The organism is Pseudoalteromonas sp. CnMc7-15, from assembly GCF_022347925.1.
In the GTDB taxonomy this organism is placed as follows: Bacteria; Pseudomonadota; Gammaproteobacteria; order Enterobacterales; family Alteromonadaceae; genus Pseudoalteromonas; species Pseudoalteromonas ruthenica.
In genome coordinates, this window is record NZ_JAKRFT010000001.1 from 728,691 (window position 1) to 747,132 (window position 18,442).

19 protein-coding genes are annotated in these 18,442 nt (G+C 48.2%); 9 read left to right on the forward strand and 10 right to left on the reverse strand.

Translation table 11 applies throughout. The annotated features are described in order from the left end of the window. Positions 1–77 precede the first annotated feature (77 nt). The gene (locus MHM95_RS03325; RefSeq protein WP_239384206.1) at positions 78–899 is read left to right on the forward strand and encodes an MBL fold metallo-hydrolase; all 822 of its coding nucleotides are present in this window, start codon (positions 78–80) and stop codon (positions 897–899) included. Here the strand turns inward: MHM95_RS03325 and MHM95_RS03330 are convergent. Next, positions 847–1,605 (reverse strand): class I SAM-dependent methyltransferase, encoded by a 759-nt coding sequence (locus MHM95_RS03330; RefSeq protein ID WP_022946713.1) that lies wholly within the window; start codon positions 1,603–1,605, stop codon positions 847–849. The two genes, MHM95_RS03325 and MHM95_RS03330, sit on opposite strands and share 53 nt — an antisense overlap. 54 nt (positions 1,606–1,659) lie before the next feature. On the opposite strand from MHM95_RS03330, the gene gloB reads away from it, so the two are divergent. Further along, positions 1,660–2,427, forward strand: a complete 768-nt coding sequence (gene gloB, locus MHM95_RS03335; protein WP_239384208.1) for a hydroxyacylglutathione hydrolase — start codon at positions 1,660–1,662, stop codon at positions 2,425–2,427. A 92-nt stretch (positions 2,428–2,519) separates the two neighbouring features. Further along, complete coding sequence (locus tag MHM95_RS03340; protein ID WP_239384209.1) at positions 2,520–4,079, forward strand: LysM peptidoglycan-binding domain-containing protein; 1,560 nt, start codon at positions 2,520–2,522, stop codon at positions 4,077–4,079. Positions 4,080–4,119: 40 nt separating this feature from the next. Here the strand turns inward: MHM95_RS03340 and MHM95_RS03345 are convergent, their stop codons facing one another. Genes MHM95_RS03345 through MHM95_RS03355 form a run of 3 tightly spaced genes read right to left on the reverse strand, consistent with a single transcriptional unit; the run spans position 4,120 to position 5,666 of the window. Further along, positions 4,120–4,569 (reverse strand): flavodoxin, encoded by a 450-nt coding sequence (locus tag MHM95_RS03345; protein WP_239384210.1) that lies wholly within the window; start codon positions 4,567–4,569, stop codon positions 4,120–4,122. Continuing rightward, positions 4,570–5,358, reverse strand: a complete 789-nt coding sequence (gene truC / locus MHM95_RS03350; protein ID WP_239384212.1) for a tRNA pseudouridine(65) synthase TruC — start codon at positions 5,356–5,358, stop codon at positions 4,570–4,572. Beyond that, complete coding sequence (locus MHM95_RS03355) at positions 5,355–5,666, reverse strand: YqcC family protein (RefSeq protein WP_151172513.1); 312 nt, start codon at positions 5,664–5,666, stop codon at positions 5,355–5,357. Before MHM95_RS03355 ends, truC begins: the two co-directional genes overlap by 4 nt. Before the next feature lie 106 nt (positions 5,667–5,772). Here MHM95_RS03355 and MHM95_RS03360 point away from each other — a divergent pair, with 106 nt between their 5' ends. Continuing rightward, positions 5,773–6,807: a DUF3549 family protein gene (locus tag MHM95_RS03360; protein ID WP_239384214.1), complete on the forward strand. Its 1,035-nt coding sequence runs from the start codon at positions 5,773–5,775 to the stop codon at positions 6,805–6,807. Then, positions 6,804–7,103 carry a DUF3301 domain-containing protein gene (locus MHM95_RS03365; protein ID WP_022946706.1) on the forward strand — a complete coding sequence of 100 codons (300 nt, stop codon included), beginning with the start codon at positions 6,804–6,806 and terminating at the stop codon, positions 7,101–7,103. Before MHM95_RS03360 ends, MHM95_RS03365 begins: the two co-directional genes overlap by 4 nt. Before the next feature lie 526 nt (positions 7,104–7,629). On the opposite strand, the gene MHM95_RS03370 is transcribed toward MHM95_RS03365, so the two are convergent. Next, positions 7,630–8,265 carry a GNAT family N-acetyltransferase gene (locus MHM95_RS03370; RefSeq protein WP_022946705.1) on the reverse strand — a complete coding sequence of 212 codons (636 nt, stop codon included), beginning with the start codon at positions 8,263–8,265 and terminating at the stop codon, positions 7,630–7,632. Between the two features lie 70 nt (positions 8,266–8,335). Here MHM95_RS03370 and MHM95_RS03375 point away from each other — a divergent pair, with 70 nt between their 5' ends. The 3 genes from MHM95_RS03375 to MHM95_RS03385 all read left to right on the forward strand — a co-directional run bounded on the left by MHM95_RS03375 (position 8,336) and on the right by MHM95_RS03385 (position 9,741). Further along, a complete protein-coding gene (locus MHM95_RS03375; RefSeq protein ID WP_022946704.1) occupies positions 8,336–8,566 on the forward strand; it encodes a DUF2789 domain-containing protein in 231 nt (76 codons plus the stop codon). Positions 8,567–8,697: 131 nt separating this feature from the next. After that, the gene (locus MHM95_RS03380) at positions 8,698–8,964 is read left to right on the forward strand and encodes a hypothetical protein (protein WP_022946703.1); all 267 of its coding nucleotides are present in this window, start codon (positions 8,698–8,700) and stop codon (positions 8,962–8,964) included. A 3-nt stretch (positions 8,965–8,967) separates the two neighbouring features. Then, complete coding sequence (locus MHM95_RS03385) at positions 8,968–9,741, forward strand: Zn-ribbon-containing protein (protein ID WP_022946702.1); 774 nt, start codon at positions 8,968–8,970, stop codon at positions 9,739–9,741. A gap of 3 nt (positions 9,742–9,744) precedes the next feature. Here the strand turns inward: MHM95_RS03385 and syd are convergent, their stop codons facing one another. Next, positions 9,745–10,287: a SecY-interacting protein gene (gene syd / locus MHM95_RS03390; RefSeq protein WP_130148379.1), complete on the reverse strand. Its 543-nt coding sequence runs from the start codon at positions 10,285–10,287 to the stop codon at positions 9,745–9,747. Between the two features lie 58 nt (positions 10,288–10,345). On the opposite strand from syd, the gene queF reads away from it, so the two are divergent. After that, entirely contained in the window at positions 10,346–11,194 is an 849-nt protein-coding gene (gene queF, locus MHM95_RS03395; protein WP_239384216.1) for an NADPH-dependent 7-cyano-7-deazaguanine reductase QueF, read from the forward strand. Here the strand turns inward: queF and MHM95_RS03400 are convergent. Genes MHM95_RS03400 through MHM95_RS03415 form a run of 4 tightly spaced genes read right to left on the reverse strand, consistent with a single transcriptional unit; the run spans position 11,181 to position 18,261 of the window. Beyond that, positions 11,181–12,032, reverse strand: a complete 852-nt coding sequence (locus MHM95_RS03400) for a peptidylprolyl isomerase (RefSeq protein ID WP_239384218.1) — start codon at positions 12,030–12,032, stop codon at positions 11,181–11,183. The genes queF and MHM95_RS03400 overlap by 14 nt on opposite strands. Next, complete coding sequence (locus MHM95_RS03405; RefSeq protein WP_130148364.1) at positions 12,029–12,883, reverse strand: hypothetical protein; 855 nt, start codon at positions 12,881–12,883, stop codon at positions 12,029–12,031. Before MHM95_RS03405 ends, MHM95_RS03400 begins: the two co-directional genes overlap by 4 nt. Before the next feature lie 3 nt (positions 12,884–12,886). Further along, positions 12,887–16,597 (reverse strand): translocation/assembly module TamB domain-containing protein, encoded by a 3,711-nt coding sequence (locus MHM95_RS03410; protein ID WP_239384219.1) that lies wholly within the window; start codon positions 16,595–16,597, stop codon positions 12,887–12,889. Beyond that, positions 16,594–18,261 (reverse strand): autotransporter assembly complex family protein, encoded by a 1,668-nt coding sequence (locus tag MHM95_RS03415; protein ID WP_235418814.1) that lies wholly within the window; start codon positions 18,259–18,261, stop codon positions 16,594–16,596. Before MHM95_RS03415 ends, MHM95_RS03410 begins: the two co-directional genes overlap by 4 nt. Between the last annotated feature and the right edge of the window lie 181 nt (positions 18,262–18,442).

The window sequence follows — 18,442 nt, forward strand, 5'->3', positions numbered from 1 at the left end:
CCCATCTTGTCCCTCTTTACAGACGCAGACATATAATATAAGTTTTGGTTATATCATATACCTAAAACGGATTAACTATGTCTCTCACCGTGGTGCCTTTTTATCATTCTCCTAGTCACACGTTAAGTTATGTGCTGTTTTGCCCTACCACGCGACATGCAGCGTTGATTGATGCGGTCGCTGATTACGATGCGGCGACAGACACACTGAGTTTTGCCAGTGCTGATATCATTATCCGCTATCTTGAGCGCCACCAATTAACACTTAAATGGCTCATTGAAACACATGTGCACGCCGACCACTTCAGCGCATGTAACTACGTTGGTGAGCAATGTGGTGGGCAAACGGTGGTCAGTCAACATATCCGCGATGTGCAAAAAACACTTAAACCCATATACCAACTAGCGTGTGCCACTAATGGCGAGCAATTTGATAAGCAAGTCAATGATGGCGACCATCTACCCTTAGGTGATTTTGAGCTTAAGGTGCTTGCAACACCTGGGCACACCCCAGATGGCATCAGCATTTACGTTGATGGCCATGTGTTTATTGGCGATACCTTGTTTATGCCCGATTCTGGGAGCGCGCGCTGTGACTTCCCTAAAGGCAGTGCTGAACAGCTCTACCATTCAATCCAAAAGTTGTTATCTCTACCCAGTGACACCAAGGTGTGGGTGTGTCACGACTATCAACCTGAGGGGCGAGCTTTAGACTACCACAGCACCATTGGCTGTCAGCGTGAACAAAATGTGCATTTACAACAATCAGCACCGCAGTTTATCGCACAGCGTCAGCAACGTGATGCCACCCTCAATAAGCCTAAGTTAATGGATAAAGCTGTGCCATTTAATCTTCAGGGTGCGCGCGCCGGTGCCGCCGACTCACCTCAACGCCTTTAATAGCAGGTTTGAAACTTGGCCGTGCGTGCCATTTAGGCTTTATGGGGGTCAGGGGTGTCACCCGCTTACGTGCCACCAGCATATACACACTGCCCATGGGTTTTAAATATTGACGGCAAAAACTGCGCCAGCGGGCAAAGCGCGATAAACGCGAGCCTCGAGCCAATGAAGCATGTAAAAAGCGCTCATCGGCTATCAGCTCAAAGCCCAATAGGTCGAGCCAGTCTTTGACTCGGGAAGGAGTAAAGAAGCGCCCGCTCCAAGGCAGTTTTTGACGGCTAAATGGGATCAGGCTAGCAGCGCCACAAAAGCTAAACGGATTGAAGCCGGTAATAACAATGTAACCACCGGCGATCAGTGTGCGATGGGCCTCACGCAAAATATGATGGGGGTCGCTGTTATATTCCAAACACAGGCTCAGAATACACGCATCCACACTGCCTTCATAGAAAGGGAGCTCATCGACTTCGGCAAGTACGCCAGCTTGTTGTGAACGCGCTGCCACCCCAACTTGATGCTTTATGGGGCTCGCGGACGTATCTAGCTGGACGCTCAGATCGCCAATTTTTAACAGGTGATAACCGAACATGCGCTCTAACCACGGCTGCATCTTACGTTCTACGTCATTTTGCAAGTAGTCACCATGAGGAAACTGCTGCCAGGTATAGGGCGCAGGATGTTGTTGAAAGCTTAGTGCTGGTTTCACAGATTTAGCTCGTTATACTAAGGGGCATAAGTTAACGATATAGAGCTATTCGCTATGGTGCAAGTCGACGCAATCAACGCCTTTAATGATAATTATATTTGGGCCCTGGTGCACCCCACCAAACCTCACGTTTATGTAATCGATCCAGGGGATGCTGAACCCGTAATGCGCTACCTCGAACAGCATGACTACCAGCTGGCGGGGATACTAGTTACTCATCACCATTGGGATCACACAACAGGTGTCGCCGCACTGAAACAAGCCTACCCAGAGGCGCCGGTGTACGGACCACAGAATAGCCCATTTACGGGCATCGAGCACACGCTCGCAGATGGCGATAGCATTGACGTATTTGGGTTCGATTTCTTAGTGCGTGCCACCCCGGGGCATACCCTTGACCATATTAGCTATATCAATGAACAGTTGGTCTTTTGTGGAGATACGTTGTTCAGTGGAGGATGTGGCCGCCTATTCGAAGGCACGCCAGAGCAAATGTGGCAATCAATGCAAACCTTCCTTACCCTGAGCGACGATACCTTGGTGTACTGCACGCACGAATATACTCAGGCAAACATGGCCTTTGCCTCAGCAGCGCAACCTGAGGATGCAGAGGTGCAGCGCTACACAAACAAAGTCAATGCATTACGAGAGCAAAAACAGATGACCCTCCCTAGCACTATCGGCCAGGAAAAACGCATCAACCCTTTCCTTCGTGCCGATAAAATATCGCCACAAGCACTCCCTACGGCATATCGCCCGGCTACCAGCGGTGAACCCAGTGCAATCTTTGCAGGTCTTCGTGCTTGGAAGGACAATTTCTGAGTCTCTAACTGCGGTACAATTGCGCAAAATTTGTAGGATCTCATCAATTTTTGCTAGTATGCGCCGCAGTTTTGCCCAAAGATTAACAGTTCATGAATAAACATATACTCATCGCAGCGGTGTTATCTGCGTTTTTAAGTGGTTGCCAAACCACCTCTAGGGATGTTTCAATCACTAAACTCCCTAGCAATACTGCGTCCCCGCAAGAGATAAGCGATGCGCTAACAATCGACACCCTAGGCGGCGATGAGGTAGTTGAACAGCTAGAAGAAGCACCTGTATTTGACGATGTCTGGGAGCGGATCCGCTATCAGCTCTCAATAGAAGTTCCGCAAAATCGTCCTGTGGTTGCTGAGCGTAATTACTATGCGCGCCATCAAGCTTATATGGATCGCATTGCCAAACGTGCCGAGCCCTATTTATATTACATTGTTGAGGAAGTCGAAAAGCGTAAAATGCCGATGGAGATTGCGCTGCTGCCGATTGTCGAGAGTGCTTTCGACCCATATGGCTATTCCCATCGCAGTGCCAGTGGTATTTGGCAGTTTATGCCGCAAACGGGCAAACGCTTTGGCTTAAAACAAAACTGGTGGTACGACGGGCGTCGCGATATTGCCGAATCAACCCGCGCCGCGTTGGATTATCTTTCTTATTTGCATAAAACCCTTGAAGGCGACTGGCTAAACGCAATTGCTGCCTATAACTCCGGTGAAGGGCGAGTCATGCGAGCCATTAAGAAAAATCGTCGTAAGCACCTGCCTACCGATTTCTGGTCACTTGATCTGCCACGGGAAACCACCGCCTATGTGCCAAAACTATTGGCACTGGCAGACCTACTTAAACGCCATGATGAGTTTGGCATTAAGTGGAACAAAATAGTTAATGCCCAAGTGATTGACCGTGTCGATGTTGGCTCACAGATTGACTTAGCTTTAGCAGCAGAAATGGCAGGTATTTCACTTTCTGAGCTGTACCGCCTCAACCCGGCATTCAACCGCTGGGCCACCGATCCACAGGGGCCACATCACTTACTATTGCCGCTTGATAGCATCACGCCATTCAAACAACAATTAGCGTCAGCGAAGTTGCAAGACCGCTTACGTTGGCAACAGTATGAGGTGGCTGCGGGCGATAGCTTATCGGTGATCGCTAAAAAGTTTAATACCAGCGTTGGCGCTATTCGCACTTTAAACGCATTGGAGTCAAGCACCATACGCGCAGGGCAAACGCTAATGGTACCTTTATCTGACAAGGCGGCCTCGCACTTACCAGAAAAAGTACGTTTAGCGGTCAATGGTACGACATCACTAACACGTAGCCATACCGTAAAGTCCGGCGATACGCTGTGGGATCTCAGCCGTGAGTACAACGTCACCGTAGCACAGCTAAAAGCCTGGAATAATCTGGGTAACAACGCCATGTTACGGCTAGGGCAAAAACTAAAAATTCGCCAATCCACAGGCCAAGCATTACCGCAAACGACCAACCGCACCATTACCTACAAGGTTCGTCGTGGTGACTCATTATCACGCATTGCTAAGCAATTCGGGCTGCGCGTTGGCGACATTCGCAAATGGAATAACTTAAACGGTAAAAAGTACCTCTACCCTGGGCAAAAGCTCAAACTCATTGTGGCTGTAAAACGCGGCTAAAAAAAAGCGCTCATATAGAGCGCTTTTTTTCGACATCATGCTACTCGGTTATTGCACCAGCAAACTGAGCCAACCAAGGTTGCGCCACCGGCTCGGGATCAAAGTCCTCTAGGGCATCAATATCTAAGCGTGGCAGCAGCGGCTTACCTTGCAGCTCCATCAACAGCTCTTCAACTTGCTTACCCGCACCACAAAAAGTATCGCCATAACTGCTATCACCCATGGCAATGACCGCAAACGGGGTGCCACCTAATAAAGGAAACTGGCTTTTCAAAGCAGCGAACAGTGGCATGAGGTTATCGGGAATATCCCCTTGCCCTGTGGTCGATGTGATCACTAATATATATTCGCTGTTGCTAACATCTTCCACTTGCGGGTTGTCGATCACTGTGGCTTCATGGCCGTGCTTTTTTAGCTGCTCCTCGGCACTGTCGGCTAGACGCTCCGCACCGCCATAGACACTGCCGTAAAAAATATTAATCTTGGCCATTTAAAACTCCTTCGCATAATAAGCTTGCTCACACACCGGCCACCCGAGGCGCTCAAAAACGGCGAGTGCGTGTTCACCTAGTGGTGCATTAATGTGAATCAATTCTTCGCTGTAAGGATGCCCAAAGTACACATCGGTTGCAAACAACATTAGCCGCGAAACCTCGAAGTGCTCGGCAAAAAAGTGATTTTGCGTATTATCACCGTGGTTTACATCGTTAATCAAAGGGTGGTTAATGCCCTTCATATGGCGACGTATCTGATGCTTACGCCCTGTCTTAGGCCAACACTCCACCAGCGAATAACGAACACTGGGAAACTTCCCTAAGGCAATAGGCAGGCTTGCTTGCAACAAGCAATGTATATCAGTGCGCGCTGATTGCGCTGGCTTGTCTTGTTGCGCATATTTATCGGCAATTTTATCTAGTTTTTCCTTTAGTGGCCTGTCGATACATTGCTGCTCAGGGGCAAAACCTCTGACTAACGCTAGATAACGTTTGCGCATCCCTCCTTCACTGAACAGCTGTCCTGCACGGTTGGCGGCGGCACTGCTAAGCGCAAACAATAATACACCGGATGTGGGCCTGTCTAAGCGATGCAGTGGATACACATGTTGACCGATTTGATCGCGCAGCATTTGCATTGCAAATTGGGTTTCATGCTTATCCAAAAAAGAGCGATGAACCAGTAGTCCCGACGGTTTATTAATAGCGATGTAGTGCTCATCACGATATAGAATATCGAGCGGCTGTACTGGTGCAACATTTGCCGAATCTGTTAAGTCGTTCACTCTCCCCCTCCGAGAGTAATATCTATGCGCTTAAGCACTGTGTGCAATTGCGCATACCGCCCTGACCAATAGACCTCAGCCATGGGGGTTAAGGCTATAGCCGAAGGCAGAGGATGTCTTGCGTGTATTAGGGCACGCATTTTGGGAATAAAGACGAACTGCAACCATTGTTCGAACCTCAGGGTATCGACACAAAAAGGTTGGCTGGATTGCAATAAATGCTCAGCAACGGGCTTATCTTGCCATAAGCCTGCATTAGCTAATTCACCTTGCAACTGCGTGAGCAATTGAGTGATGGAATACGACATAACACGGTTATTGCGGTAACTTCAAAAACGCTATATTAGCATTTCTCTTGGGTTGATGACGCAATATGCCTATAATTTGCGGAATTTTATTTTCCAGGAGCCGCGTATGAGCGACAACATCGCCACACTGGCACAATTATTAGATGCCGCCGGCACCACATGGCGTGTATTTGACATTGGTCGTCGGGTGCAAAAAATAGATAAAGCAACCTTTGCTGATATTGAGTCGACAACTATTCCTTATCCATATCCACTGGCACAGCATGCACTACTGGCGATTCAGTTTTGGGACCCAAGAGCATCGAGTGAGCCTTATGTGTGGTTTTTGAAAATGCCGTTGGATGAGCAAAGTAAGCTGGTAGCAGCGAGTCGTGACCATTTTGCCAATATGGTGCTAGAAGCCATTGGCACATCGTTAACTGGGGCTGAGGGTGAGCAAAGCAAACTCGATAACAACCCTTATGTATTTACTCCCAATGCCAATAAGCGTGCCGCTTTCAATGCCCGTATCAAAGTAGAGTTACGGCAAAGCGCATCGCAGTACTATGAGCATGCACAGCTATATTTGAGCGGTAAGTTGGGCTGGCAAGACTGGCAAAGTGTCGCTGTGCAAGGCCTTGCCGATTTTGCTGCGCGCATTGACCATCAAGACAATGAAGCCCTGCTGTGCCAAGCATGGTCGCAATTACCTGCACAAGTACGCCAACCTCTCGCTGCCCAGCTCGAAAATAGTGAGCTAGGTACTGAAGCAGCGCAAACCCTGATCACAAGTATCAATCAAGCGATTCAACATCAGGATAAAGCGCTACTTATTGATGCGCTTCGCGCCATCAGCAGTGCACGCGCAGTGGGGCTGGTTGAACAAGCGCTGGAGCAAGTAATGAACAGTGATTACGGCCAAGATGCTGACATATGCCAGGTCATCGCTGGGCGACTTTGGGCTTATTTAGAGGCACCGCAAACCTTAGCACAGTTCTTAGAGCACTGCTGTCGAATAGACACTGAGCAGCCATTGTTCGCCAGTATTTTTGCCGACTTAGTTGCAATCCCAATGTTGCGCCCTCATGTATTAGCTATATTACGGTCTGAGCAGCGTTCTGATGCGCTTTCTCGTGCAATTGGTGGGTTATTTTCGTCGTGAAAACCTTATGGATTCTGCTGCTGTGTGGTGGCGTGATAGCGTTGTTTTGGTATCGCCGTAAAGTGGCAGAAACTGCGCGGTTACATGCTCAGCGTCAAGCTGAACAATTAGGCGTGCAATTTGTTAGTGTTGCTTGCAAACAGTGGCGTTTAGCGATTTTAAGTAATGGTAAGCTTGGGATCCGCAGCCGCTTTATGTTTGAGTTTTCCAGTGACGGCGAAACCTTGTACGAGGGAGAGTTGTGGATGGAGAATGAACGTTTACGTAAGGCCGATATCCCACCGCACAGAATCTAAAAAAACTAAGGCGTGACTGTAAGTCACGCCCTAATCTGCATCATCCTTGCGCGGTATCCATCACCGCTGACCTTAAGGTCGTCCCTTTTGCTTTCCTTGCTCGATTACCCTATCTAACCGATGCACATCCTGTGCTTTGTTCCTTGCTTCATCCTGAAGTGTTCCTCTTGCCTCCTTGGCCATTCCTAGGCATCCCGCCTTCCCTGCACTTCCTGTGCTCCTGTCCTTTAACGGCGTCCGTTACCGTCTATTCCATTACTATTCCTGCATTACTTTGCGTGGTTGGCCTACATCCGTTCCTTAGCCAAGTGCATCCTGCACTGTTGCCGTCCTGACAATGATAAGTTTAGAGAAAAGCCAAAAAGATGCAGCAAGTGCTTTGCAAAAAGTTTTATTGCAATAATGTAGAAACAATGAAGCAGCATATATAAATCAATAGGTTAAACTTATTATGGAGCTAAAGGTAGGGACATATTCATCGTTAAACCCACACCAATGTGAGAGATCTCTCACATTGAAATTTCCATTAAACGCAATGTGGACTTTTTTTGAATAACAACTCTCCACTGACTTTGCTAAATTGCAATGTTTGCATGGTCTCAAAACCGTGGTTAGCAAAGAAAGTTTGATGCTGAGACTGCGTAACAAACACAGCAAGTCCTTGCGTTTCGTTATCTTCCTCAACAAGATTATCAAGGCCTTTAAGGAGGTAATGACCATAACCTTGGCGTTGATAGTGAGGATCCACCGCAATAAAGGCTAAAAATAAGTAGCGCCCCATCGTTTTTAATGCGTTGCGAATGGTCTTTTCCTTTTCAATGAGCTGCTGAGTCGTCAAATAACCAGCACTGAGCATCAGTTTCAGTCGCCAGTGCCAATAGCGATCCGCCTGCATGCTGGCGTCAGATTGAAATACACAAGCAATGGCACGCAGAGCATCATCAACATACAAGCCAACTAATGGTTGTTTGGCCTGCCAAAAACTGTGTAGCTCTTCACGGATGAGCGCGCGTAACTTTTTTTCATACTCTTGGGTTTTACTGCTCTCGGCGCTGAATATTTCTCGCATTAGCGGGTCGTCATGATAAGCCTGATAAATCAGGCTCGCAGCCACGTTCAAATCTTCTGGAGTAAGATACCTAACTTTATAGTCGCCGAGCATGGTATTTCCTTGTTATCGTTGTTGTTCTATAGTTAACCATAGCCTTTTATGAGCACAATGGAAACATTATATGGATACCTCAAAACATACGATGACGACCCTTTTTCAACAGCTCGGCCTGCCCAGCAGCGATGAGCAAATTGAACAATTTGTGACTGACCACAAATTAAGCCCTGAGCTCAAACTCGCTGATGCGCCGTTTTGGTCACAGGCGCAGCGCCACTTTATTACAGAATCTTTGGAACAAGATGCGGATTGGTGCGAATTAATTGACGAGTTAGACGCCCAGCTTAGGCATTAATACAGCGATAAAGCTCGCCCAAGACAGGTGTGGTTCATACTTTCTTCGTTAATATTGAACATCCAAAATTAGGGCTCTTGCGGCCCTTTGCTTTATACTGTTCAGCGATTAAAAAGAAGGAATCCATTTGTATGAACCCTGTGGTTTTTGACGCCATCAAAGCCTTATTAGCACAAAACAAAACACCTACCGTAGCAATGACCAAAGCGATGCTCAAAGAGCCCGTGCCGATGCCAATGATTATTGCCGCTGTAAGCCAATATAAAAATAACCCCGAGGCATTCAAAAACATGGTCATAGAGCCACAATTGCCGAATAACGAACAAAAGTCGACACAACTTGATCGTATTGAGGAAAAACTTGATAAACTACTCGCTTTGCTCGAGAACTCAAAATAGCGAATGTTTGTTGTAGACCTCACTTTTGACTGTTACCAAGACACCCAACTCAGCGCTGCCGAACAGGCGATAAATCAGACGGTGGTGGCGCTTCGAGCCAATGGCCAAATCATCGGCGATGAATTTCCAACCGTATTGAAAGAAGGCTTCTTCGTGACTCGGGTAATGTGCCCAGAAGAGGACTCATTGCACCCGCTCAACCACAGTCCGTTTGTGAAGTTTGCGCTCGATAAGTTAAACGATGCCGGGTTGTTAGCGCCCAAGGTCAAGGTAATAGGGCAAGATATTCACGCCAATAGTGCAGATAACTGCGCTGCACCGAGCAGTTACATTCTTTACACCACCTATTTGCATACGTGCAGTCCGTTGTATTGTGGTGATGATTTTTTACCGGTGCCGCTGTATCACATTCCTGCTATCGCCAATGGCGATTACAAGACACTGATAAAATGGCAAGAAGACTGGCAGGCATGCGATCAAATCCAAATTAATGGTGCAACACGCTGCGAATTTGCGGCGCTGCATGAGATCAGCGCCTTTGATAGCGACCTGACTCGTCGCGGCTTGGACTTGGCAAAGCGGATCCGTTATCTAACCAAAAAGCCAGTCTACTATTACTTGTACCGTGTCGGTGGTGAGAGCCTGACAGCCGAGCAACAACGTCGCTGCCCTAGCTGCGATGGTCATTGGCATCTAGCAGAGCCATGGTTTGGATTGTTCGACTTTCGCTGTGAGCAATGTCAGTTGGTATCTAATATTTCCTGGGATCACCAATAGTGTTTACAGCACGTCTAATTGCTGTAACAACGAGCTGATATCATCCGCCAAAACATGGTGCGGTTCTTTACCGACATATTCTAAGCAGACTGCACCATCGTTCAATCGCACGCTCAGCAACAAATCATCCTGCTCGGTCAGCCCAATAAACACGGTGTCTTGCTGCTTTAACCGGCGTTTCATTAATACATGACCGGTTATATTTTGCTGTAAGCGTACAAAGTCGTCCTCGTTCCAAGGTAAAAGGAGCTCCACGCCATGACCGTCGATGCTCGCCGGCAGATTACCACTGTAGTAGCTGCCAAATAATTCGCTCAGTTGTTGTGGGAAAGGCACTTCGAGGGCCGCTGCCAATTCATTTAAGTCAGCACTGGGGGTACGCTCATGAATTTGCCACTGAACTTGCTGCTGTTGTTCAGTGCCGGCAATGGCTGCAGGGCTGGGCGAGTCCGGGTCGAAAAACGCCAGCGGGTTACGGCCATACTGTTGTTGCTCGTTGCTAATGTGTGCCTGTAAACAGCGCTGAAGTTCTGTGCTTACGCTCATGCATGCCTCAAATAATTTAGGTATAATTACGCCATATTGTAACGCCAAATCGCACAGCATGACAGATTACAGCAACGCCCCAGAGTTAAAAGCCAGCCTACTCGGCAAGGCAACTGAGTATAAAGACAGCTACGATCCATCCCTACTTTATCCCATAGCACGCAAGCTTAATCGTGATGATTTGCAAATAGATAAGCGTGCCCTGCCCTTTAAAGGGGAGGATATTTGGACCGGTTACGAGTTATCGTGGCTTAATCCTAAAGGCAAACCGCAGGTCGCGGTGGCCACCTTTACTTTCCCTTGTCAAAGCCCGGATATTATTGAGTCCAAATCGTTTAAGTTGTATTTAAACAGCTTCAACCAAAGCCGGTTTGAGAGTATCCAAGCAGTACAGCAAACCATGGCCAAAGACTTAAGTGCGGCGACCCAAAGTGACGTGCAAGTAACACTGTATGGCCCTGAGGATTATCAGCACTTCGCAGCCACAGCGTTACCAGGTCAGTGCATTGATGAGCTCGATATCACCGTCGATACCTATGAGTTGACACCAAGCTTACTGCGCCTAGCCGACGATGCGCAGCAAGTTGAACAAACCCTGCATAGTCACTTATTGAAGTCTAATTGCTTGATCACCTCACAACCCGATTGGGCCAGCGTGGTTATACGCTACCAAGGCCCCGCTCTTTGTCATGAGTCGCTGCTGCGTTACCTGATTTCATTTCGCAGCCACAACGAGTTTCACGAGCAGTGTGTAGAGCGCATTTTTACCGATATTATGGCCTGTGCGCCCATGCAGTCTCTGGAGGTCTATGCCCGCTACACTCGCCGTGGCGGCCTGGATATTAACCCTTACCGCGCCACACACAGCGATAAAACCTTATTTGACGTGCGCATTAACCGCCAATAATCGTCGGTACATTCATGGCGCAGGTATCAATATAATCAGGCGTGGTCACAAACCACGCCTCGGGGCGATTTTTTCGCGCTGCAACGAGCGCTGCAAAGCTGTGTGAGTCGGTGCGCATTACTTTAATTACCGGGCGCTGCTTGGCAGGCAGTTGATCAGCAAATTGGATATCAACAATTGGGTTAAAAGGCTGTCCCGGCTTTGGCGAGCGCTGTAGCTGCTGTATATGGGCCATGCCCGCAAGTACGCGACCAAATACGCTAATGTTCTTATCCAAGTAACGCGGTGCCTGACCAAGCACTACAAAAAATTCACTGGTTGCGCTGTCAACTCCATTGCCCCGCGCCATACCTAATGCGCCAGGACAGTGAATTTGCCACGTTTGTGTGCCCTGCTTATTTTGGCCGACGGCAAAGCCATTAATAAAGCCACTACGCGCGCTGTAACCATCATCTTCATTGATGACGATATCTAACGGCCGAGTTGTTTCGCTGTGACTGACAAACTCGTTTTTCAGCGTCGGCACATCCGTGTCTTTGTCTCCAGCGCCACCTTGGGCAACAAAGCCTTCGACAAAACGATACATACTCAGCCCACGATAGAAGCCTTGGCTAGCTAGTGAGCGCAAGCGCTCAACATGCGCTGGCGCAAGCTCTGGGTTTACCTCCAGATACACTATCCCTGTCGCTAAGGTAATCATCATTAAGTTTTCATCAGTAACGGCTCGCCATTCGCTGGCATCGGCGTTATCAATAATAGTTGTAGGAGAGGGGTTGTCGTCTGCACTAGTAGTCGCGCTTAAAACTAGGCTCACAACTATAAGTAGGCGTGTGATCATTGGCGAGTTCCTTGTTTATTGTTATACCAATAATGGGAAATATGTAACGGTGCTGAGGCGGGTAATAACGGATTGGTCAAGCGAATATAATTGCGTGTTGCCAGTTCCGCCGCATCAATATTAGGGACTAAATGGGTGTGTAGTAAGCGCTCTATGGTGCCATCTGAAAATAAGCTCCGCAGCGCCGAGCTCAGCAATTGGTGGCGCTGTTTATCACCTTTAGCAACAAACAAGTACACCGCCGACGGGTAATAAAAGACATTGTGTTTGTCGTATATCAGCCCCTTAGGCAGTGATTGGGGGTCAAATGCTGTGAGCTCTTCAGGCAGAAAGTCGAAGCGGCCTTTTCTCAGCATATCGTAATGAGACGATGATTTAGAAAATGCATCCACCGTGAAACCGTTACGGCTGAACACGTTGGCATCCGGCCAATCTTCACTTAGACCCACTCGTAATGATGAAAAATCGCTTATATACTTTTTTTGCGCCAGGATATCGGGATTATCAGAGCGTACTAGCGCAATGCGATAACCCAGTAACCCTTTGGCTATTGGGATTAAAATCGCCCACCCTTGCTGCTCTCGCTGTTGCGAAGTCACACCCCAGAATAAATCAATACCGTGCTCATCTCCCAACAGTTGAATCGCTCGTTGCTGTGATGGCAGATGGTCAACATACTGGTATGTGACCTGCTTTTGGTGCAAACACTCAATGCGCTCAGCTAGTTTAGTAAATAACGCCTGCATATAAGGATGATCGGCCTGGGCGACACGCATCGTCACCGACTGCTGCGCACCACACTCGCATATCACCAGTAATAAAGACAATGCCCATAGCCAGCATTTAAACATGCGTTAGTCCACATCAAACCGATACAATATATCTAAGGTATCATAAAGCCCGCTGGTTACCTCTATATATAGTTTTTGCAGTATTTGATAGCGCACAGCCACTTCACTGATAGACTCGAATACACCAACACTGTATTTTACTTGGATCCCCGGCGCGATATAGCCAGCAATTTCAACCTTAGTATCATCACCACTGCCTTTTGAATTTAAGGTTATATCGCTGAGGCCAAATGTTTCCCCTACTCGCGATACAAACCCCTCACTGCGATTGAGACCTTGGGCTAGAAGAATCTGCGTTAGCATAGCATCAGTGTTCGTATCACCATCCCCAAGAGGCTGACCGTTAAGCACGTAAGAAAGCGCTTGTGAACGATCCATGGCCGGCTCCGAGAACACGTTTAATTTCGGCTGTTCAACATTTCCGATTAACTCGATACCCGCTATCACCCCGTTGGCGGTGGTGTCTGGATTACGGATCGCGCGCACATTTAAGTAAGGTTTATCAAGCGCACCACTGAACCCAATTTGCCCGGTACGGATCACTAAATCTTGGCCAAATGCACGGTATTTACCATCCACCAGTTTTAACTCGCCACTTGCCAATGGCGGACTTTCATTACTCGCGGTTAGCTTCAAATCGCCCATGATGTAGGACTTCAGGCCAAACGAGTCTATATACACATCGTCATGTACACCCACATCTAACTGCACTTGATAAGCGAAAGGCGCACTTTGCTGCTTTTGTGGTGCGTCCACAATGATTTCATCATCACTGACCTGTACCGCTCCTTTAGGTAACTCTTTGATTTTGATACGTCCGTAAGGAACATCAACACGACCATCAACTTGCACACTTTGGGCGCTAATATCTATGTTTAAATCCGGAGAGATCGCGACATTGACCCCTTGCTGCGGTACCACCATAAAGCGCTCGCCCGAGAGTGAAATGGTAAGTGCCGGATTATCACTGAGCCACACACCTGAGCCGTCAATAGCAAGCTTGCCACCATCGGGCGTGAGCAATTCCCCCTCCAAGGTCATACTCTCACCATCGAGTTCAGCTTCGAGACGAGAGTTAGCAAGTGCTACCGGCAGTGCGTCCCCTTCAATTGCCAATTCATGCGCCTTGAGCTCACCATTAAGGTAGGGCTGCGCTAACGTGCCGCTGAGAGTTAGATTAGCACTTAACTTGCCCGCTAACTTCCTCACATCAGGCACAAAGTGAGCGAATTTACTGATGTCGGTATCTGTTAGGAGCACCTCTCCAGAGAGTTGTTGCGCTTGAGTGATATCCTCTACGGCTAAATCAGCGTCAATACTGCCAACCACTGAGGAGTCTATGCTTAGCTTAGCATTGGCATTTTTTGCATCACTGCTTAGCTTTATCATTAAGGTTTCCACAGGCAATCGCTGCAACTGCCCTTGGTTTCTATACAACCCTTGTAATTGCTGGGTATGGAACTCAGCATCAATCTGCATTGCTTGGCTATCTTGCCATGCCAACTGCGCATGTCCTTGCACTTGCCCCTCTATACCCAGGTTGGGTCCCAGCAAAGTGGTAAGAGACTGTAACTGAAAGTAGTCAAGCTTAGCGTTGACGTGTCCCTGCTTGGCGCTGATATCACTGGGCTCTATGCACAAGTGCATGGCATTGCCCTTTAAACAAAAGGGCTTAGTGCGCACGCTCTGCTGGGCCAGATCAATGTCCAACTGGGTACTTTGTTCCAGTGCGACCTGATACTCGTCGCCGCGCAATTCCAACTCGGTAATTGCCAAGCTCAATTGCTGTTGTTGCAGTTCAGACTGAAACGCCAACTGCGCTTGCCCTTGAGCTAATCCAGCACGAACATAGTTTTGTTGGTGATGTTGTGAGCCCTGAGACTGTACTTGAATGCCTTTGATAACTTGGCCATCAAGGCTAACGTTAGCTACTTCTGCATCCAAGTCATATTCTAAGTCGGCTTGTTGATATTGCCCTGTAATATCTAATGTTGCGTCGCTCACTCGCAATCCCTCACCTTGCAGAGTCGCTAGTTGCAATTGCAATTGCAGCTTGGGAGATAAACGTTGCCCTTCGATACTAAACTGAGCGTGTCCCTGCCCTGAATAACCTTGATAAAGTGGCGATGATGATGACAAGTTTAATTCGCCGGCTAGTTGCCACTGCTCATCAATGCGGCCATTGATAACCAATGTATTCTCGCCTTGGCGCACACTAAAAGCATGAATATCGCCACTGAGATCGCTATCAATATTCAGTTCGGCATTAAATGTGAGCGGTTGCTCGTTTATCGTACCTGATAATGACGACGGTTTAAGCTCCACCAACCACTGCTGGGGTGATTCAACACTCACTCGGCCTTGCAGCTGGCCCGATAGATCGCTGCGCACGGTGTCTAATAAGTACTCACTGTGCAAATTAGTTAGCTGCGCAGAAAAATCAGCGCTAATACCATCGCGCCAGGCTATTGATGTTGTTACCTCAACGTGGCTATCATTCGCTCGCAATTGTAACGGCGCAGCGTTGATGCCGGTAAGGCTTCCTTGAGCCTGTAAAGAAGTGCTCACTTGAGGGTATGCTGCTAGCTGTGTCAATGCATCGACATCTAAGCGGTAGTTATCTAAAGTACCCGATGCATTTATGTTGGTGCGTTCTATCTGTAACGGCTGGCCCTGCACCTCAAGCTGCCAAGGTGCGTGTGAAAACGCCAACTCAAAAGGCCAATTTTGCTTTCGTAATTGTGCCTGTGCGTCTAATTCGAAGGTATATTTGCCTTGATTACGCGCCTGGACATTAAGTTCATCTAAACTGCCCGTGAATGAAAGCTCGCTGCGCTCGCCCAAGGCAGCTAATTGCAGCGACATTGTTAAAGGGTTGCCATCAGCAAAAGAGAATTGACCCTGAGCTTGGGCCTCAAGTGTATCCCCTTCGTTTGTCGCGATATCAGCGGGCAATTGGTAAGCGGCTGATAGTTGTGAAACGGACAACTGTTGTTGTTGCAGTGCCACAGCCACTTTTAAATCACTGATACGGTGGCTTTGCTGCCCTTGAGTGATAATAATGTCAGCAACCTGTGCTTTTTTAAGCTGCGCATTGATGCCCAAATCAAAAGCGATAGGCGGTAACGGTGGCAGCGCCTCAAGTGGTGCTGAGGAAGGCTGCTGCTCACTCTCAGGTAAAGTAAGTTCAAGCGAGCGCAGACGCAACGGCTGCACCTTAACGTCTCGTTGATGCGCCTCAAGCGCTGATTTAAAATCCCGTGCTGACACGCTAAGGCCCGCAGCATGGATGTTGGCTTGTCCTAAAAATAGACTTTTGATGGTGATAGTCGGCAATGATATCGGCTCGCTGGCCGGCGGCTGTGCATCAGTCGCTGCCGCCTTATCGTTTTGCTGATCAGCTACTTGCACCGTCAGTGACTCAGCCCCAACTTGGCGAAAGCACAGCCCAGCACAACCCAATAACTGCCAGTCAATACGCACAGCCTCAGCATCGATGCTTATCTGTTCGCTGGTAAAAGAGATATCAAATGGGTCATCATATAAAAACCGCCCCTCTTTGAGCGAAATGCGCAACCCATCAACGCTGTGATTGGCCACATAAGCAATGCCCTTGTTACCCACCTCTGTAAATAACAAACAAAACAAGGTGACTAAAATAGTGCCCATAAGGCCGCCACACCATTGGAGAATACGCTTATACCCTTTGCTCATAATTCCGGCCCCACAGTAATGCTCAAACGAGTGGTGTTATTAGGTGTGGATAATGCCCATGCGTGATCAATACGGATGGGGCCTACAGGGGTTAAATAACGCACCCCGAAGCCGGTGCCAACCGACCATGATTCAGAGAAGTCATTGGTGGCGGTTCCGGCATCAACGAATAGCGCCGCCCGCCAATTCTCAGCAAACTGATAATTATACTCCAAGGTGCCGGTGGCTAGGTATTTACCACCAATATTATAGCCATTACGCTCAGGCGAGATAGACTCATATTTATAGCCGCGAATACTCTGATCGCCACCGGCAAAGAACCGCATAGAAACCGGCACGTCATTAATATCATCCACGTAAATAGCACCCAGATTGACCCGGGTAAAAAACATATGGCGCTGCCAATAAGTGTTTAACCACGCATACTGTAGCTGGACTCTGACAATATCGGTGGTCGAAGCCAAGTGCTCAGTGCCCACTTCGGTGCTGATTAACCATTGCTCACCCCAAAACGGCGTGGTACCTCCTTTACTTTGCTTGCGGGCAAAGCTCACTCCGGGTAGCAACATCTTAGTGCGCTGATGCTGCTCGCCAATGCGAAACTCTTCATACTCTCGGCGCAAAAATGCGGTGCGTATCCAATCTTCTCCCACTTTCCACTGTCTTTGCACTAAGCCTGTCAGTGTTTTCGAGAAGATATCCGTATCGACATTATCTTCGAGCTTGTAGCCGAGGCTAAAGCGCCAGATATCGTCATTAGGGTCGTCCACCGGCACGGTGTAGGCAAAACTAATGTCTTGCTGACGTTTGGAAATGTTCAGGTTACTCTCAAGATAGTGGCCGTCTTCGGTGATCCAAGGACGAGACCATTTGAATCTGGCTTTGGGGCCTAAGTCCGTTGAGTAGCCGCCCCCCACTTCAAAGCTATCTTGTGGTTTATGCAGGACTTCCACACGAATCGGCACCTCGCCATTAGTCCGAGCGGGAATATCAGCATAAACGCGGACGCTGCTAAAGTAAGGCGTTTGCGATAACGCAAGATTGAATTCTGACACCTTAGTAGCACGGTAGGGCTGCCCGGTTTTAAAATGCGCCAGAGAATAAATATAGTTGCTTGCTGGTGTATCAGAGCTGATGTTAATCGGCCCATAATCATAACGTGGGCCCGTTTGCACATGCAGCACCACCTCTGCACTGTGTTGAGAGCGATTAATCGCCAACTTAGATTGTTGCCACTTAGCGTCAAAGTAGCCAAGCTCTAACAATTGCCTATCTATGGCTGATTTAGCACTATCATATTGGCCATGGTGCACAACCTGCCCTTGCTGCAGAGGTAAGCTATCAAGCACCGCCTTAAGCTGCTGATCGTCTTCTCCGGGACCACTAAATTGATAATCCAATCTAGCGATGCGCGTCGCTTTGCCGGGTATGATGTTCGCAATTACTTGCGCTTTGCCTTCGCTACGCTCTAAGCTGAGTTCTACTTCGCTATGGTAATACCCCAGTGCGCGCATACTCGCTTTAACTTGTGCGCTTGCATAGCGCTGTAATTGCCTGGAGGGGACCTCGCCTTTTAATTGCACTAAATAAAGCGCAACATTTTCTTCTAACTCTCCTGATAACCCGTTAATGCTGTAGCCAGTAATGGTTGTTGCTTGTTGCACAGCAGCATGTGCAGTGACAGCAGGCCATATTAAAATAGATAGAAGAATGAAAAAGCGGCAGAAAATCAAACGACTAGAACTCCATGATCTAAGAATACTGCAACAATGAATGGTCAGATCACTCATACGTCCCAAAGTGGGTCCATCAGTTTAACAAATGCCACTGACTTCGCGCACCCAC

Bases quoted from the DNA above. Each gene is read 5' to 3' on its own strand.
- MHM95_RS03325 (WP_239384206.1), top strand. From the start codon at position 78: ATGTCTCTCACCGTGGTGCCTTTTTATCATTCTCCTAGTCACACGTTA.
- gloB (WP_239384208.1), top strand. From the start codon at position 1,660: ATGGTGCAAGTCGACGCAATCAACGCCTTTAATGATAATTATATTTGG.
- MHM95_RS03340 (WP_239384209.1), top strand. From the start codon at position 2,520: ATGAATAAACATATACTCATCGCAGCGGTGTTATCTGCGTTTTTAAGT.
- MHM95_RS03345 (WP_239384210.1), bottom strand. From the start codon at position 4,569: ATGGCCAAGATTAATATTTTTTACGGCAGTGTCTATGGCGGTGCGGAG.
- MHM95_RS03355 (WP_151172513.1), bottom strand. From the start codon at position 5,666: ATGTCGTATTCCATCACTCAATTGCTCACGCAGTTGCAAGGTGAATTA.
- MHM95_RS03360 (WP_239384214.1), top strand. From the start codon at position 5,773: ATGAGCGACAACATCGCCACACTGGCACAATTATTAGATGCCGCCGGC.
- MHM95_RS03370 (WP_022946705.1), bottom strand. From the start codon at position 8,265: ATGCTCGGCGACTATAAAGTTAGGTATCTTACTCCAGAAGATTTGAAC.
- MHM95_RS03375 (WP_022946704.1), top strand. From the start codon at position 8,336: ATGGATACCTCAAAACATACGATGACGACCCTTTTTCAACAGCTCGGC.
- MHM95_RS03380 (WP_022946703.1), top strand. From the start codon at position 8,698: ATGAACCCTGTGGTTTTTGACGCCATCAAAGCCTTATTAGCACAAAAC.
- MHM95_RS03385 (WP_022946702.1), top strand. From the start codon at position 8,968: ATGTTTGTTGTAGACCTCACTTTTGACTGTTACCAAGACACCCAACTC.
- syd (WP_130148379.1), bottom strand. From the start codon at position 10,287: ATGAGCGTAAGCACAGAACTTCAGCGCTGTTTACAGGCACACATTAGC.
- queF (WP_239384216.1), top strand. From the start codon at position 10,346: ATGACAGATTACAGCAACGCCCCAGAGTTAAAAGCCAGCCTACTCGGC.
- MHM95_RS03400 (WP_239384218.1), bottom strand. From the start codon at position 12,032: ATGATCACACGCCTACTTATAGTTGTGAGCCTAGTTTTAAGCGCGACT.
- MHM95_RS03405 (WP_130148364.1), bottom strand. From the start codon at position 12,883: ATGTTTAAATGCTGGCTATGGGCATTGTCTTTATTACTGGTGATATGC.
- MHM95_RS03410 (WP_239384219.1), bottom strand. From the start codon at position 16,597: ATGAGCAAAGGGTATAAGCGTATTCTCCAATGGTGTGGCGGCCTTATG.